16 protein-coding genes are annotated in these 13,166 nt (G+C 70.2%); 9 read left to right on the top strand and 7 right to left on the bottom strand.

Annotated features, from left to right (window positions below; translation table 11 throughout):
* Positions 1-97: 97 nt before the first annotated feature.
* Together AB0B29_RS04870 and AB0B29_RS04875 are read left to right on the top strand one after the other, a co-directional pair.
* Complete coding sequence (locus AB0B29_RS04870; RefSeq protein ID WP_362234083.1) at positions 98-313, top strand: hypothetical protein; 216 nt, start codon at positions 98-100, stop codon at positions 311-313.
* Positions 314-383: 70 nt separating this feature from the next.
* The gene (locus tag AB0B29_RS04875; protein ID WP_362234085.1) at positions 384-959 is read left to right on the top strand and encodes a hypothetical protein; all 576 of its coding nucleotides are present in this window, start codon (positions 384-386) and stop codon (positions 957-959) included.
* 65 nt (positions 960-1,024) lie between these two features.
* Here AB0B29_RS04875 and AB0B29_RS04880 read toward each other — a convergent pair whose 3' ends face one another.
* The 3 genes from AB0B29_RS04880 to AB0B29_RS04890 all read right to left on the bottom strand — a co-directional run bounded on the left by AB0B29_RS04880 (position 1,025) and on the right by AB0B29_RS04890 (position 3,788).
* Positions 1,025-2,422, bottom strand: coding sequence for a condensation domain-containing protein (locus AB0B29_RS04880; protein ID WP_362234088.1), 1,398 nt, complete (start codon positions 2,420-2,422; stop codon positions 1,025-1,027).
* Between the two features lie 135 nt (positions 2,423-2,557).
* Entirely contained in the window at positions 2,558-3,010 is a 453-nt protein-coding gene (locus tag AB0B29_RS04885) for a nucleoside deaminase (protein WP_362234090.1), read from the bottom strand.
* A gap of 4 nt (positions 3,011-3,014) precedes the next feature.
* On the bottom strand, positions 3,015-3,788 hold the full coding sequence (locus AB0B29_RS04890; RefSeq protein WP_362234093.1) for a MerR family transcriptional regulator: 774 nt from the start codon (positions 3,786-3,788) through the stop codon (positions 3,015-3,017).
* Positions 3,789-3,869: 81 nt separating this feature from the next.
* Here AB0B29_RS04890 and uvrA point away from each other — a divergent pair, with 81 nt between their 5' ends.
* A complete protein-coding gene (gene uvrA / locus AB0B29_RS04895) occupies positions 3,870-6,356 on the top strand; it encodes an excinuclease ABC subunit UvrA (protein ID WP_362234095.1) in 2,487 nt (828 codons plus the stop codon).
* Between the two features lie 46 nt (positions 6,357-6,402).
* Here uvrA and AB0B29_RS04900 read toward each other — a convergent pair whose 3' ends face one another.
* The gene (locus AB0B29_RS04900) at positions 6,403-7,008 is read right to left on the bottom strand and encodes a DUF7848 domain-containing protein (protein ID WP_362234098.1); all 606 of its coding nucleotides are present in this window, start codon (positions 7,006-7,008) and stop codon (positions 6,403-6,405) included.
* 105 nt (positions 7,009-7,113) lie between these two features.
* Between AB0B29_RS04900 and AB0B29_RS04905 the strand changes: the two genes are divergently transcribed.
* Both AB0B29_RS04905 and AB0B29_RS04910 read left to right on the top strand, forming a co-directional pair.
* The gene (locus AB0B29_RS04905) at positions 7,114-8,076 is read left to right on the top strand and encodes a helix-turn-helix domain-containing protein (protein ID WP_362234101.1); all 963 of its coding nucleotides are present in this window, start codon (positions 7,114-7,116) and stop codon (positions 8,074-8,076) included.
* Positions 8,024-8,137, top strand: a complete 114-nt coding sequence (locus AB0B29_RS04910; RefSeq protein WP_362235624.1) for a DUF397 domain-containing protein — start codon at positions 8,024-8,026, stop codon at positions 8,135-8,137. The genes AB0B29_RS04905 and AB0B29_RS04910 overlap by 53 nt, the downstream gene beginning before the upstream one ends.
* A 1-nt stretch (position 8,138) precedes the next feature.
* On the opposite strand, the gene AB0B29_RS04915 is transcribed toward AB0B29_RS04910, so the two are convergent.
* The 3 genes from AB0B29_RS04915 to AB0B29_RS04925 form a co-directional block, all read right to left on the bottom strand.
* A complete protein-coding gene (locus tag AB0B29_RS04915) occupies positions 8,139-8,483 on the bottom strand; it encodes a hypothetical protein (RefSeq protein ID WP_362234104.1) in 345 nt (114 codons plus the stop codon).
* Positions 8,480-9,085 (bottom strand): DUF6232 family protein, encoded by a 606-nt coding sequence (locus tag AB0B29_RS04920; RefSeq protein WP_362234106.1) that lies wholly within the window; start codon positions 9,083-9,085, stop codon positions 8,480-8,482. The genes AB0B29_RS04915 and AB0B29_RS04920 overlap by 4 nt, the downstream gene beginning before the upstream one ends.
* A gap of 68 nt (positions 9,086-9,153) precedes the next feature.
* Complete coding sequence (locus AB0B29_RS04925) at positions 9,154-9,447, bottom strand: PLD nuclease N-terminal domain-containing protein (RefSeq protein WP_362234108.1); 294 nt, start codon at positions 9,445-9,447, stop codon at positions 9,154-9,156.
* Between the two features lie 66 nt (positions 9,448-9,513).
* Between AB0B29_RS04925 and AB0B29_RS04930 the strand changes: the two genes are divergently transcribed.
* The 4 genes from AB0B29_RS04930 (at position 9,514) to AB0B29_RS04945 (ending at position 13,141) form a co-directional block, all read left to right on the top strand.
* Complete coding sequence (locus AB0B29_RS04930) at positions 9,514-10,965, top strand: menaquinone biosynthesis decarboxylase (RefSeq protein WP_362234110.1); 1,452 nt, start codon at positions 9,514-9,516, stop codon at positions 10,963-10,965.
* Entirely contained in the window at positions 10,962-11,864 is a 903-nt protein-coding gene (mqnP, locus tag AB0B29_RS04935) for a menaquinone biosynthesis prenyltransferase MqnP (RefSeq protein WP_362234113.1), read from the top strand. The genes AB0B29_RS04930 and mqnP overlap by 4 nt, the downstream gene beginning before the upstream one ends.
* Before the next feature lie 86 nt (positions 11,865-11,950).
* Positions 11,951-12,628 carry a UbiX family flavin prenyltransferase gene (locus AB0B29_RS04940; protein ID WP_362234115.1) on the top strand — a complete coding sequence of 226 codons (678 nt, stop codon included), beginning with the start codon at positions 11,951-11,953 and terminating at the stop codon, positions 12,626-12,628.
* A 57-nt stretch (positions 12,629-12,685) separates the two neighbouring features.
* Positions 12,686-13,141 carry an Lrp/AsnC family transcriptional regulator gene (locus tag AB0B29_RS04945; RefSeq protein WP_033314055.1) on the top strand — a complete coding sequence of 152 codons (456 nt, stop codon included), beginning with the start codon at positions 12,686-12,688 and terminating at the stop codon, positions 13,139-13,141.
* The last annotated feature ends 25 nt before the right edge of the window (positions 13,142-13,166 follow it).

Raw genomic sequence — 13,166 nt, forward strand, 5'->3', positions numbered from 1 at the left:
TCAGCCATCCGGGGTATGTAACTGTCGGCGAGCGGTTGAATACGCGGTGCTGTGTAGGTCACGCAGCACGCCACAACCGTCTGGGGGGGGGGAGACGATGAGTGTGACGATCGATGAGCGGGCGATTTCGCACCACGAGGACGACATCGTGATCGTCGTGTCCGACGCCGACTACCGGGACGCCGCGCAGCGAGCCCTGGACGAGCTCGGACTCACCTACGCCGAGCTCGAAGAGCAGGCGAAGGAGGGCAGCTTCACCTCGTCGCGGGCACATGCTCTGTGGGTGTCCATCGGCGGCACGGTTGACCTCTGACCTTTCGAAACAGGCCTACACGTTCGCAAGGGAGTTACAGGAGACCCTCAACGGGACCGTGTGCCAGCACGTGCGGATCGCCGCCGTACTGCGACCGCGTTCCGCCGTCGGTCCGGTCTTCACTCTCGGACATGGTCTGTCCGCCGCCAACCCCACCCAACCGACGGCGTTCCCGCTCCGCATCGATCAGAAGAAGCCGCGGTCCTGGATGAACCTCTCGTTACAGGTCCGCTTGGACGACGGTGCCGACTTCCTGACGGTGCATTCGTCCTACTGCGGCATCTTCACCGATGAGGCCCTGGAGACGTGCCTGCTCCACTGGGACTACGAACGTGAGAAGGACAAGTACACCAGCGCGCATGTCCAGGTGTACGGCACATCGCCCGCACTGGAGGCGCTGAACAGGAACAACGATCACAAGCGTTCCCTGGACAAGCTGCACATCCCGGTAGGGGGAAGACGCTTCCGGCCCTGCATCGAGGACGTCATCGAGTTCCTGATCACCGAACGGCTGGCCGACGGCCGGGAAGGCTGGGAGAAGCGCGTCGAGGAGGGCCGCAATCGCTATCGGCGCGGCCAGTTGCTGGCGGCGATGAGGCGCAATCCCGATGTGGTCGAGGAGTACCTCGACAGCCGCGGCGAGTAGCCGCGCGTCGCGTTGCGGCGCCCTGCTCGGCGTGTCCGGGCAGGGCGACGTCGTGTCGGTCCCGGCTACGGACGGCAGACCGTGCCGGTGACGACGTCCCGCAGGCGTTCGGCGTACAGCCGCAGGTTCTTGTGCGCGACATCGGTGTCCGGGTAGCGGGCCGCGACCCACAGGCCCTCGTGGAGCCGCGTGACCCAGGCGCAGACCTGGTCGCCGTACGACACCCGGATCAGGCCGTAGGCGTTGCGCTCGGTCCAGGTCGTGGACTCGGGGATGCCGCGGGCGTCGGCGAACGACACGATCGAGTACATGTCGGGGGACGTCGGCCGGAAGTCCGCGCCGAGCAGCCGCAGCACCCGGGCCAGCGGCATGCGGGCCAGCGGCCGGGTGGCGTGCAGCGCGGCGCGTACGGTCTTCAGCGCGGCGGGGAAGTCGGGCGCCTCGGCCACGGGCACCTCGATCGGCGCGCCGCCGACGTACCAGCCCACCGAGTCCGAGTACGCGGACTTCGCCCGGGTGTGGAAGGGCACCACCGTCCGGTAGACGGGCTCACCGCCGATCTCGTGGACGATCAGGGCGGTCGCCGCCAGGATCCCGACCAGCGAACCGCCGTAGGGGCGGCAGTACGCCTCGAAGGCGGCGGCGGTGTCCGCGTCGACGAGCATCTCGCGCATGAGCTTCTGCGTCGGCAGCCCGCCCTCGGGATCCAGCCCGAGGTCCACGGGGAAGCTCGGCAGCCGCCCGTCGCAGCGCCGGATGAACTCCCGCCAGCGGGCGACGATCTCGTGGTCCGCGTCGAGCCGGTCCGCGTCGGCCCGCTCGGCCTCGCAGAAGTCGACGTAGCTGGAGACCGGCGACTGCTCCGGGGCGCGGCCGGTGAGGTGGGCGGCGTACAGCTCCTGGATCTCCGCCGGGATGCGGTAGATGGAGAACGCGTCGACGTTGCTGTGGTCGAAAGCCATGTACACGCTGGTGCTGTCGTCCCGGACGACGGCCGTGTAGATGAGGTTCGGCCAGCGCAGCGCGTCGGCGGTGGTGTCGAAGCGGTCCTGGAGGTGCTGGGCCAGGATGTCGGGATCGGTGAACTCGCCGGCGTCCTCGCGGTGCAGGGAGACGGAGGCCTCATCGAGGGTGAAGCGCCGGATCGAGTCGCCCGGCCCGCCCGCCCAGCGGAAGCCGCTGCGCAGGGTCTCGTGCCGCAGAGTCCAGCCGCGCAGCGCCTCACCCAGCGCGTCGAGGTCGACCCGCCCCGGGATGTCGAACGCCGCGCCGAGCCAGGTGGGTACGAACAGGCCGTCCTCGCGCACGGACCGCGCCGTCCGCAGATGTGACTCCTGGATGTAGGCGGGTGGCCGGGAGTCCTCCGGCAGGGCCTTCGCCGTCGCGACGGTGGCCGGGCTGAGCGTCCATTCGACGAGTCGCCCTGGTCGTACGTCGCAGCGCTGGATGTCGGTCATTCGCACAGGGCGTCTCCGTTCGCAGGTGGGATAGACCCGACCAAAGGAATGGCGAACCCGCCACCGGCGACACCAGGTGTCGCCACATTTCAATGGATCGGATGGCATCCCGAACGATGATGCGAACCCGGGGCGGTGCGCTCAGTTGACGCCGATGTCCTCGTTCCACAGATCCGGGTGGCCCGCGACGAAGTCCCGCATCAGGCCGACGCACTCCTCGTCGTCCAGCAGCACGATCCTCACACCGTGCTCGGCGAGCCAGTCGTGGCCACCGTGGAAGGTCACGTCCTCCCCGATCACGACCCGGGAGATGCCGAACTGCCGCACCAGCCCGGAGCAGTACCAGCACGGCGACAGGGTCGTCACCATCGTCGTACCCCGGTAGGAGCGTTGCCGCCCGGCCGCTCGGAAGGCCGCCGTCTCCGCGTGCAGGGACGGATCGCCGTCCTGGACGCGGCGGTTGTGGCCGCGGCCCAGCAGGGTGCCGTCGGCGCCGTACAGCGCGGCACCGATCGGGATGCCGCCCTCGGCGAGCCCGGCGCGGGCCTCCTCGACGGCGGTCGTGAGCCATGTGCGTGCCAGTGCCCGGTCCATGACCTCATCCATGACCCGGCCCTGCCCCTCTGTAACCCGGCCTGGCTCCTCCCTGCCCCGCCTCGGCCGCGGTGAGCCGGTCGAGGTGGGTGTGCAGGGCGCCCGCGCCCTCGATCATGACCCTGGTGCGCGCCGTCAGCGCCTCGCCGCGCGCCGCCACGGCCGCCCGCAGCGCCGCACTGCCGCCCTCCCGCCGCAGCCCCTGAAGCACCGGCCTGATCTGGTCGAACAGATAGTGGCTGCGGCGCAGGGTGTGCACGAGCCGGGCGTCGCGCACATCGGCCGGCTCGTACACCCGGTACCCCGTCCCGCGTTCGCGTCCCGGCGTGAGCAGCCCGGCCGCCTCCCACACTCGCAGCGCCGACGTCCGCACGCCCAGCAGCGCGGCCACCTCCCCGATGCGCAGGCCGCCCGAGCGCGGCAGCGGGGCGGGCGGCCCGGCCGCGAGCAGCTCCAGGGCCTCGCTCGCCGCCCGCAGTGCCACCCGCTCCTCGTGCAGCGCGGCATGCGCGGCGTCGAGCAGCGCGAGCGCGCCCGGCACGTCCCCCTCGTGCACGGCCCGCATGATGTCCGTCGCCGTCACCGGCCCGTACCCGCGCATCAACGTCCGGTACGCCAGCAGCGCGCCCCGGTGCAGCTCGCCGAAGACGCGGTAGCCGGAGGCGGTCCGTGCGGCCGGGGGGAGCACACCGGCGTCCTCGTAGTTGCGGATCTGCTGCGTCGAGACACCGGCGAGCCGGGCCAGGTCGACGGGGCGGAGGCGGCGGTCGTTCGTCATCGATTTGAAGGTTACGGCAGAAACCAGGCCCGATAGGCGTCAAAAGTCTCAACACCGCACTTCAATGGAAGACTTGAAGGAATGGACGACTGCATCCGCGTCACCGGCGCACGCCTCCACAACCTCAGGAACGTCTCCCTCCGTCTGCCGAAGAACAAGCTGGTCGTCCTGACCGGCCTCTCCGGCTCCGGCAAGTCCACCCTCGCCTTCGACACGCTCCACCAGGAGGGCCAGCGGCAGTACCTGGAGTCGCTGGGCATGGTCACCGGCTACGTCAGCAAGCCCGCCGTCGACTCGATCACCGGCCTGTCCCCGTCCATCAGCGTCGACCAGCACCACACCAACCGCAGCCCCCGCTCCACCGTCGGCACGGTCACCGAGGTCTTCACCTACCTGCGCCTGCTGTGGTCCCGCATCGGCATCCGCCCCTGCCCCGGCTGCGGCGAGGACATCCCGCCGTCCCACACCGATGGCGCCGAGGCCGACGAGGACGCCGAGGCGGAGCAGCGGCCCTGCCCGCACTGCTCCACTCCCGTGCCCGAACTGGTCATGGGCTCCTTCTCCTTCAACAAGCCCGCCGGGGCCTGCCCGTCCTGCACCGGCCTGGGCGAGGTGATCCGGCCCGACGTACGGCGCCTGGTCGATGAGGAGAAGTCGGTCGCGCAAGGCGCGGTACGGGGCTGGAACGCGAAGTTCACCGACTGGAGCCTGCCCGTGCTGCGGGCCGCCGCCGGCCACTACGGCTTCACCTTCGACCCGGACACACCGGCCGGTGAACTGACCGACATCCAACGGGACCTGCTGCTCCACGGCGTGGAAAGCCCCGAGTTCCGGCGACACTTCCCCGACACCGCCCCACCGGCGACCGTCGCCGCGGGCCGCTTCGAAGGAGTCGCGACGGCCCTGCTGCGCCGCTACAACGAGCGCGCCGACGACCCCGAGTACCGCGAACGGGCCGAGCGGCAGGGCCTGGTGAAGCAGCCCTGCACCGACTGCGAAGGAACCCGGCTGGGCGCGCGGGCACGGGCGGTGACCGTGCACGGCCTCGGCATCGTCGAGGCCACCCGGCTTCCGCTGACCGACCTCGGCACCTGGCTGAGTGGCCTGCGCGAGCGGTCGGGCGGGGACGAGTGGCTGCTCGTGGAGCCGGTCGTCACCGACCTGGAGGAGCGGGTACGGCGCCTGCTGGACGTCGGAGTCGGCTACCTCACCCTGGGCCAGGCCACACCCAGCCTCTCCGCCGGCGAGACACAGCGGCTGCGGCTGGCCGCCCTGCTCGGCTCCGGCCTGACCGGTGTCCTCTACGTCCTGGACGAGCCGACCATCGGCCTGCACCCCTCGGACACCGCCCGCCTGATCGGCGTCCTGCGCCGCCTGCGCGACCTGGGCAACACCGTCCTCGTCGTCGAGCACGACCTGGAGGTGCTGCGGGCGGCGGACCACGTGGTGGACGTCGGCCCCGGGGCGGGCCGGGACGGCGGGCGGATCGTCGCCGCGGGCACCCCGCAGGAGGTGGCGGCAACGGAGGGCTCGGTCACCGGCGCGTACCTCTCGGGCAGGCTCCCCGCCCCCCGGTCACGCGGACGCGGCGACGGCGGTACGGCGCTGCTGATCAGGGGAGCCCGGGCCCACAACCTCAAGGACGTCACCGTACGGATCCCGCTGGGGCGGCTGGTGACGGTCACCGGCCCGTCCGGCTCGGGCAAGTCCACACTGCTGCTGGACGTCCTCGGCCGGGCGGCCCGCCGGCACTTCGACGGAGCGGGTGAGCTGCCCGCCGAGCACGACGGCATCGACGGCTGGGAGCACCTGTCCAAGGCCGTCCTCATCGACCAGGAGCCGGTCGGCCGCGTGCCCCGCTCCAACGCGGCGACGTACTCGGACGTCTTCACCCCGATCCGTGAGACCTTCGCGGCGGCCGGACGCCTGCCCGCGGGCCGCTTCTCCTTCAACGTGCCGGGCGGGCGCTGCGAACGCTGCGAGGGGGCCGGGGTGCTGACCGTCCGGATGCACTTCCTCCCGGCGGTCCAGGTGCGCTGCCCGGCCTGCCACGGGCGGCGCTTCCGGCCCGAGGTGCTGGCCGTCCGGTACGAGGGCCACGACATCGCGGAGGTGCTGGAGGCGACGGTGGACGAGGCGCTGGACGTCTTCCGGGCCGTACCCGCCGTGGCCGGCCGCCTGCGCCGCCTGGCGGACGTCGGCCTCGGCTACCTTCCTCTCGGCCAGCCCGCGACCACCCTGTCCGGCGGTGAGGCGCAGCGCCTGAAACTGGCGAAGGAGTTGGGCCGCAGGACGAGCGGCCGCACGCTCTACGTCCTCGACGAGCCGACGACGGGCTTGCACGCGGCGGACACGGCCCGGCTCCTCGGGGTGCTGCAACGGCTGGTGGACGCGGGCCACTCCGTCGTCACCATCGAACACAACGTGGAGGTGATGCAGGCGTCGGACTGGCTGATCGACCTCGGACCGACCGGCGGGACGGGCGGTGGCCGGGTCATGGCGGAGGGGGCCCCTGGGGAGATCGCGGAGGTACGGACGCCCCGGACGGACGGGTTGCTGACGGGGTGAGCGGGTGGCTGACAGGGTGAGTCGGGCGGCCCCGACAGTTGCTCTGTCAGCCCTGCCGCTCCAGCACCGCGTAGTCCGCGAAGCTGCGGCGGTAGCGCAGGTGCCTCGTCTCCTGGGTGTGCCTGCGCTGCCACTCCTCCACCTCGCCAGGAGCCTGGCAGGGACCCGAACCCGCCCCGCAGTCCTCCTCCTCACCCGAGACGCACCGCGCCTCATACTCGGGCTGCGCCGACGCGTCCTGCACGATCGTGTACGGCACGTACCGGAAGATCCTGCGGCCGGCCGACTCCCCACCGTGTTCGTCGCGTTGGTGCTGGCGCAGCAGCACGTTCGCGTCCGTCACCGCACTGCCGTCGAACGCCGCCCGCGCCCTGTCCCGCCGCAGCGCCAGCTCCTCACATGCCGCACACCCGGGCACCGGGGAGGGCGGCCGGGTCGGATCGGCCGACAACCCCTCCCTGGAACGGTCGTTGAGCGCGCGTACGCCCGCACTGAGCCGCTCGTCCAGGGTGGCCTCCCGGATCCTCGCCGGGTCCGCCTGCCATTCACGGCCGCCGCCGACCGGACGCAGCATCACATACGGGCCGGTCCTGTCCTGGTACTCGCCGACCTTGCGCGTCTGGGGGTCGTAGACGAGCGTTCCCGGTTCCATTCCGTGCACCTCCGTCACTCTGGGTGTAGTGAGCGTTGCGCAGGGGAACGGTCCGGATCAATGCTTTGCGTGTGACACCGGTGCACTGTCACGGAGGGGGGAGCCTTGAGCCGACGGAACGGCGGAGCTGAGTCGGGGGCGAGCACGGCCGCCGTCTTCGGGGAGGTGCTGCGGCATTTCCGCGAGGCGGCACTCCTCACGCAGGAGGGCCTGGCGAGGCAGATCCCGTGCGACCGTTCGCACGTGGCGCGGGTGGAGGCCGGTACGAGGGTTCCGCAGGACACGTTCGCCAAGACCTGTGACGAACTGTTGGGCACCGGTGGGGTGTTGCTTCGCCTGTGGGGCCGCATCGACTGGTATCCGCAGGTGGAGCATCCGGATTGGTTCGAGCGGCGCGTGCGGATGGACGCAGAGGCAGTCTCGCTGCTCGCGTACCAGGCCAACGTCGTTCCCGGCTTGTTGCAGACGCAGGACTATGCGTGGGCGCTGTTCGCTCGGCACATCGCCGACCAGGACGAGGTGGAAGAGCGCGTGAGGGCACGGATGAGTCGACAGCGACGCTTCCTCGCCCCGGACGGTCCCCTGTTTGTGGTCGTACTTGACGAGAGCTGCCTACGCACAAGGGTGGGTAGCCCAGCGATCATGCGCGACCAGTTCGGCCACCTGCTGGAGGCGGGGCAGCGCCCCAACATCCGTATCCAGGTAGTGCCGGCCGACGACCCCGACATCGACCGCCCCAACGCGTCCATGTCACTGATCACGCTGCCGGACGGCCACCAATGGGTGTACTCCGAGTCGCTGGATCAGGGCCACTTCAACGACAATCCGGCCCTCTTCGCCAAGCATCGCCACACCTATGATGTGCTCAGGGCTGACGCGCTGTCCGCCCGCCAATCAGCCGCTCTGATCAGCGACTTGATGAAGGGGTATGGGCACGATGAGCAGCCACCGACTCAGCGCGGCGACCTGGATCAAGAGCAGCCACAGCGGTACAAACGGCGGGGATTGCATAGAAATAGCCCCCGGCTTCCCCGAAACCGTCCCCGTCCGCGACAGCAAGACCCCTGACGGACCGGTCCTGGTCGTGGGCCGGGCCGCCTGGTCGGCGTTCATCGACTCCGTGCGCTGACCTACTGCCCGCTCACCATCTGCAGGATCCGGTTGGCCGCCTCGGCCACCGGCTGGCCCACCGCTCCGACGGCCGCGGCGATCGCGGCGACGGCCAGCAGCGCACGGTGCCGCTCCTGCGCCGGCGCCGCGTCCGCGGCCAGCACCGGCAGGGACTCGTCGATGAGCTGTGCGCTCGGCTGCGGCAGCTGGTCGCGCAACTGCCGGACCTCGCGGATCAGTTCGGCGAGGGCCAGCCGCAGGGCGGGGTCCGTGTCGCCCGTGGTGCCGTTCTTCACGATGCCCGTGTTGCCGCTGCCGCCGTGCATGCTGACGTTGTCGCCGTAGTAGTAGTTGTTGCCGCTCATGCCGAGATCCCCGTGTTGCCGCTGCCGCCGTACATGTTCACGCTGTCGCCGAAGTGGTAGTTCGTGGGTGAGTTGATCGTCAGGCGCTCCACCGTCACCTGGAACTCGGTGTCGGGGTTCTCCAGCGCGCCCGCGACGTAGCCCACGAGCTGGTCGAGGTGCTGTGGGTTCCGGCTGGTGACCATCGCGGTGGAGGGGCCGGCCGTCTCGACGGCGAGGACGTAGTGCGACTGGGCCGTGACGACGGAGAGCATGCGCATGAAGAAGTAGACCAGCGCCGCGCCCGCGCCGAGCCACACGAACGTGAGGACCGCGGTGCCCGTGGACTCGCCGTCGATGAACGTCAGACCGCCGATGATCGACAGACCGATACCCACGGCCAGGGTGATCAGGGCGCGGGTCAGGAAGCGGAAGACCGCCTCCTTGCGCTTGGGGTGCAGGGTGAAGGTGTACACCCGGGCGATGTTGCGCAGGGGGTAGGCGGCCGTGCCGACCCATAACAGGCGTTTGTGGACACGAAGTTCGACGTCCGTCACGGCGCGCGGCGGAGTGGAGGGCGGGGGCGGTACGTCCCACTGCCCCGGTGGCTGCTGTGTCTCCATGGGCACTATTGGCGACCATGCGCTTACCGAGGGCAAGTGGTTTCACATGGACGGGAGAGCCGGTGGCCTCAGGACTCGTCGCGCCTCGGGTCGTCGTCCTTGTTCTTGTCCTCGTCGAGCGACTTCAGGAAGTCGGGATTGTCGTCCGGCGCCACCCACCGCCGCGGACGCTCCGCAGCGGGCACCCGCTTCTTGCCGGCGATGAGCCAGGAGATCGACCCGACGAGCGGGAAGACCAGCACCAGGAGCGCCCACAGCGGCTTGGGCATGTGGCGGATCTCGTCGTCCTTCGTGCTGATGCAGTCGATGAACGCGTACACGCTGAGCGCCAGCGGCACGAGGAACATCAGTACCCGGAGCATGCGGCCTCTCAGCGAAAGCGGTGGGTGGTTCCAGGCCAGGGTAGCGGCTCGGGGATACTGGACCCCATGGCTTACGACGATCTTCGCTCCCTGCTCAGGGCGCTGGAGCGCGAGGGTGACCTCAAGCGCATCAAGGCCGAGGTCGACCCGTATCTGGAGGTCGGGGAGATCGTCGACCGGGTGCAGAAGTCCGGCGGTCCCGCCCTGCTCTTCGAGAACGTGCGCGGGTCGAGCATGCCCCTCGCGATGAACGTGTTCGGCACGGACCGGCGACTGCTGAAGGCCCTGGGCCTGAAGTCGTACGCCGAGATCACCGAGCGGATCGGCGGGCTGCTGAAGCCCGAGCTGCCGCACGGCTTCGTCGGTGTCCGCGAGGCCTTCGGCAAGCTCGGCGCGATGACGCACGTACCGCCCAAGAAGGTGAAGGACGGGCCCGTGCAGGAGGTCGTCCTGACCGGGGACGACGTCGACCTCGACCGGTTGCCCGCCCTGTTCACCTGGCCGAAGGACGGCGGGTCGTTCTTCAACCTGGGGCTGACCCACACCAAGGACCCGGAGAGCGGCGTCCGCAACCTCGGGCTGTACCGGCTCCAGAGGCACGACAAGCGCACCATCGGCATGCACTGGCAGATCCACAAGGACAGCCGGAACCACTACCAGGTGGCGGCCCGGCGCGGGGAGCGGCTGCCCGTCGCCATCGCCTTCGGCTGCCCGCCCGCCGTGACCTACGCCTCGACCGCGCCACTGCCCGGCGACATCGACGAGTACCTGTTCGCCGGGTTCCTCGCCGGCAAGCGGATCGAGATGGTCGACTGCAAGACCGTGCCGCTCCAGGTGCCGGCGCAGGCCGAGGTCGTGATCGAGGGCTGGCTGGAGCCCGGCGAGATGCTGCCCGAGGGGCCGTTCGGCGACCACACCGGCTTCTACACGCCGCAGGAGCCCTTCCCGGCGCTGACGATCGACTGCGTGACGATGCGGAAGCGGCCGCTGCTCCAGTCGATCGTCGTGGGACGCCCGCCGACGGAGGACGGGCCGCTGGGCCGGGCGACGGAACGCTTCTTCCTGCCGCTGCTGAAGATCATCGTGCCGGACATCGTGGACTACCACCTGCCGGAGGCGGGCGGCTTCCACAACTGCGCGATCGTCTCGATCGACAAGAAGTACCCCAAGCACGCGCAGAAGGTCATGCACGCGATCTGGGGCGCGCACATGATGTCGCTGACCAAGCTGATCGTGGTCGTCGACTCCGACTGCGACGTGCACGATCTGCACGAGGTCGCCTGGCGGGCGCTGGGCAACACCGACTACGCCCGCGACCTGTCGATCGTCGAGGGCCCGGTCGACCACCTGGACCACGCCTCCTACCAGCAGTTCTGGGGTGGGAAGGCCGGTATCGACGCGACGAAGAAGTGGCCCGAGGAGGGCTACACCCGCGACGGCGGCTGGCCCGACATGGTCGAGTCGGATCCGGAGACGGCGGCGAAGGTGGACCGCCGCTGGAAGGAGTACGGGCTGTGACCAGCGCCTCTGCCGCCATTCCCCAGCCGGGACGCACCAAGGCGTTCCTGCGGCTGGTGATGATCGAGCACTCGGTCTTCGCGCTGCCCTTCGCCTACATCGCCGCGCTCACGGCGATGTTCCAGTGGGACAAGAACATCCACTGGGGGCGGCTGCTGCTCGTCACCGTCTGCATGGTGGGGCTGCGGACCTTCGCGATGGCGGTCAACCGGATCATCGACCGGGAGATCGACGCGCGGAACCCGCGCACGGCGCAGCGCGAGCTGGTGACCGGCGCGATGTCGGTGAAGCACGCCTGGACGGGTGCGCTGATCGCCCTGGCCGTCTTCCTGGGCGCCGCCGCCCTGCTGAACCCCCTGTGCCTGGCACTGGCCCCCATCGCGGTGATCCCGATGGTGGTCTATCCGTACGGCAAGCGGTTCACGAACTTCCCGCAGGCCATCCTCGGCCTCGCCCAGGCGATGGGCCCGGTCGGCGGCTGGCTGGCGATCTCGGGAGAGTGGTCCTGGGACGCGGTGCTCCTCGGCCTCGCCGTGGGCATCTGGATCGGCGGCTTCGACCTGATCTACGCCTGCCAGGACGTGGAGACCGACCGCGAGATCGGCGTCCTGTCCGTCCCGGCCCGCTTCGGCATCCCGGCCGCGATCTGGGGCGCCCGGGTCTGCCACACCCTCACCACGGCCCTCTTCGTCTGGTACGCCCTCGCCACCGGCGCCGGCGCTTTCTTCTGGCTGGGCCTGCTGATCGTCGCGGGAGCGTTCCTCTACGAACACTCGATCGTCCGCCCCCACGACCTCTCCCGAGTGAACCGCGCCTTCTTCAGCGTCAACGGCTTCATCGGCATCGCCCTGTTCGTGTGCGCGCTGCTGGACCTCCTGGCGCGGGGCCTGACGGTGTAGAGGGCAGCTGCCGGGGCCGACGGCCCCATGCCGGGAACGACCCGGCCGGTCCTGAACACGGACCGTCACGCCGGTAGGCTCAAGATGTGAACGCAGGGGAAAAGCAGCGCACGCCTTGGATCGTGGGGGTCTCGGGGGCCTCCGGCACGCCGTACGCGGCTGCCGTGCTGCGCGCGCTGCTGGAGGCCGGCGAGAGTGTCGACCTCGTGGTGTCCCGGGCCTCCCGGCTCACGCTGCTGGACGAGACCGGGATCTCCTTCCGGGACGCCCACTGGCAGGCCGACCTGCGGGAATGGCTGTCCCGGGGCGCCGACGGCAAGCCGGGCACCTTCTCCGTCGACATCGACGCCGTACGGCACTGGAGCGCCGGCGACCTGGCCGCCGGGCCCTCCTCGGGGTCGTACCCCACCCAGGGCATGCTCATCGTGCCCGCCTCGACGGCGAGCGTGGCAGGCGTCGCGCTCGGGCTGTCGAAGGACCTGCTGCAACGGGCGGCGAGCGTGACCCTCAAGGAGGGCCGCAAGCTGATCGTGGCCGTACGGGAGACCCCGCTGAACGGTCAGACCCTGCGCCACCTGGTCACCCTCGACGACGCGGGCGCGACGGTCGTGCCCGCCTCACCCGCCTTCTACGCGGGCGCGACGCACATCCAGGACCTGGTGGACTTCGTCGCCGGACGCGTACTCGACGCGGCGGGCGTGCCGCACCGCCTCTACCGCCGTTGGCAAGGTGAACTCGGCGGCGGTGCGCACCGCGACGACTGAGCAGCACCCGAACCTCATCGGACTCAACGACAACTTCAGCGGAAGGCTTCGATCGCAATGGACGCGGTGGACAGGCAGCTCATCCAGGCCCTGAGGGAGAACGGCCGGGCCTCCTACGCGGAGCTGGGACGCCTCGTCGGACTGTCGGGACCCAGTGTCACCGACCGCATCAACCGGCTGGAGGCGGCCGGGGTCATCACGGGCTACCGGGCCACCGTCGACGCCGCCTCGCTCGGCCTCGGCGTCACCGCCCTGATCGGAATCTCACTGTCCGACGCCACCGACCACGAGGACGTGGCGCAGCGGCTGAAGGACCTCTCGGAGATCGAGGACTGCTGGTTCATCGCGGGCGACGACTCGTACATGCTCAAGGTGCGGGCGGCGGACGTCGACGGTCTGGAGAAGATGATCCGACGGCTCAGCGGCATCGAGGGCGTCTCCCGGACACGTACGACCATCGTGCTCTCCACGAAGTGGGAGAACCGGGTCGGGGAGTTGCCCGAAGAGGAGTAGGCGCGTAGGCCCGAAGGGCCGTATG

The sequence above is a fragment of the Streptomyces tibetensis genome (assembly GCF_040647715.1).
GTDB classification, from domain to species: Bacteria; Actinomycetota; Actinomycetes; order Streptomycetales; family Streptomycetaceae; genus Streptomyces; species Streptomyces tibetensis_A.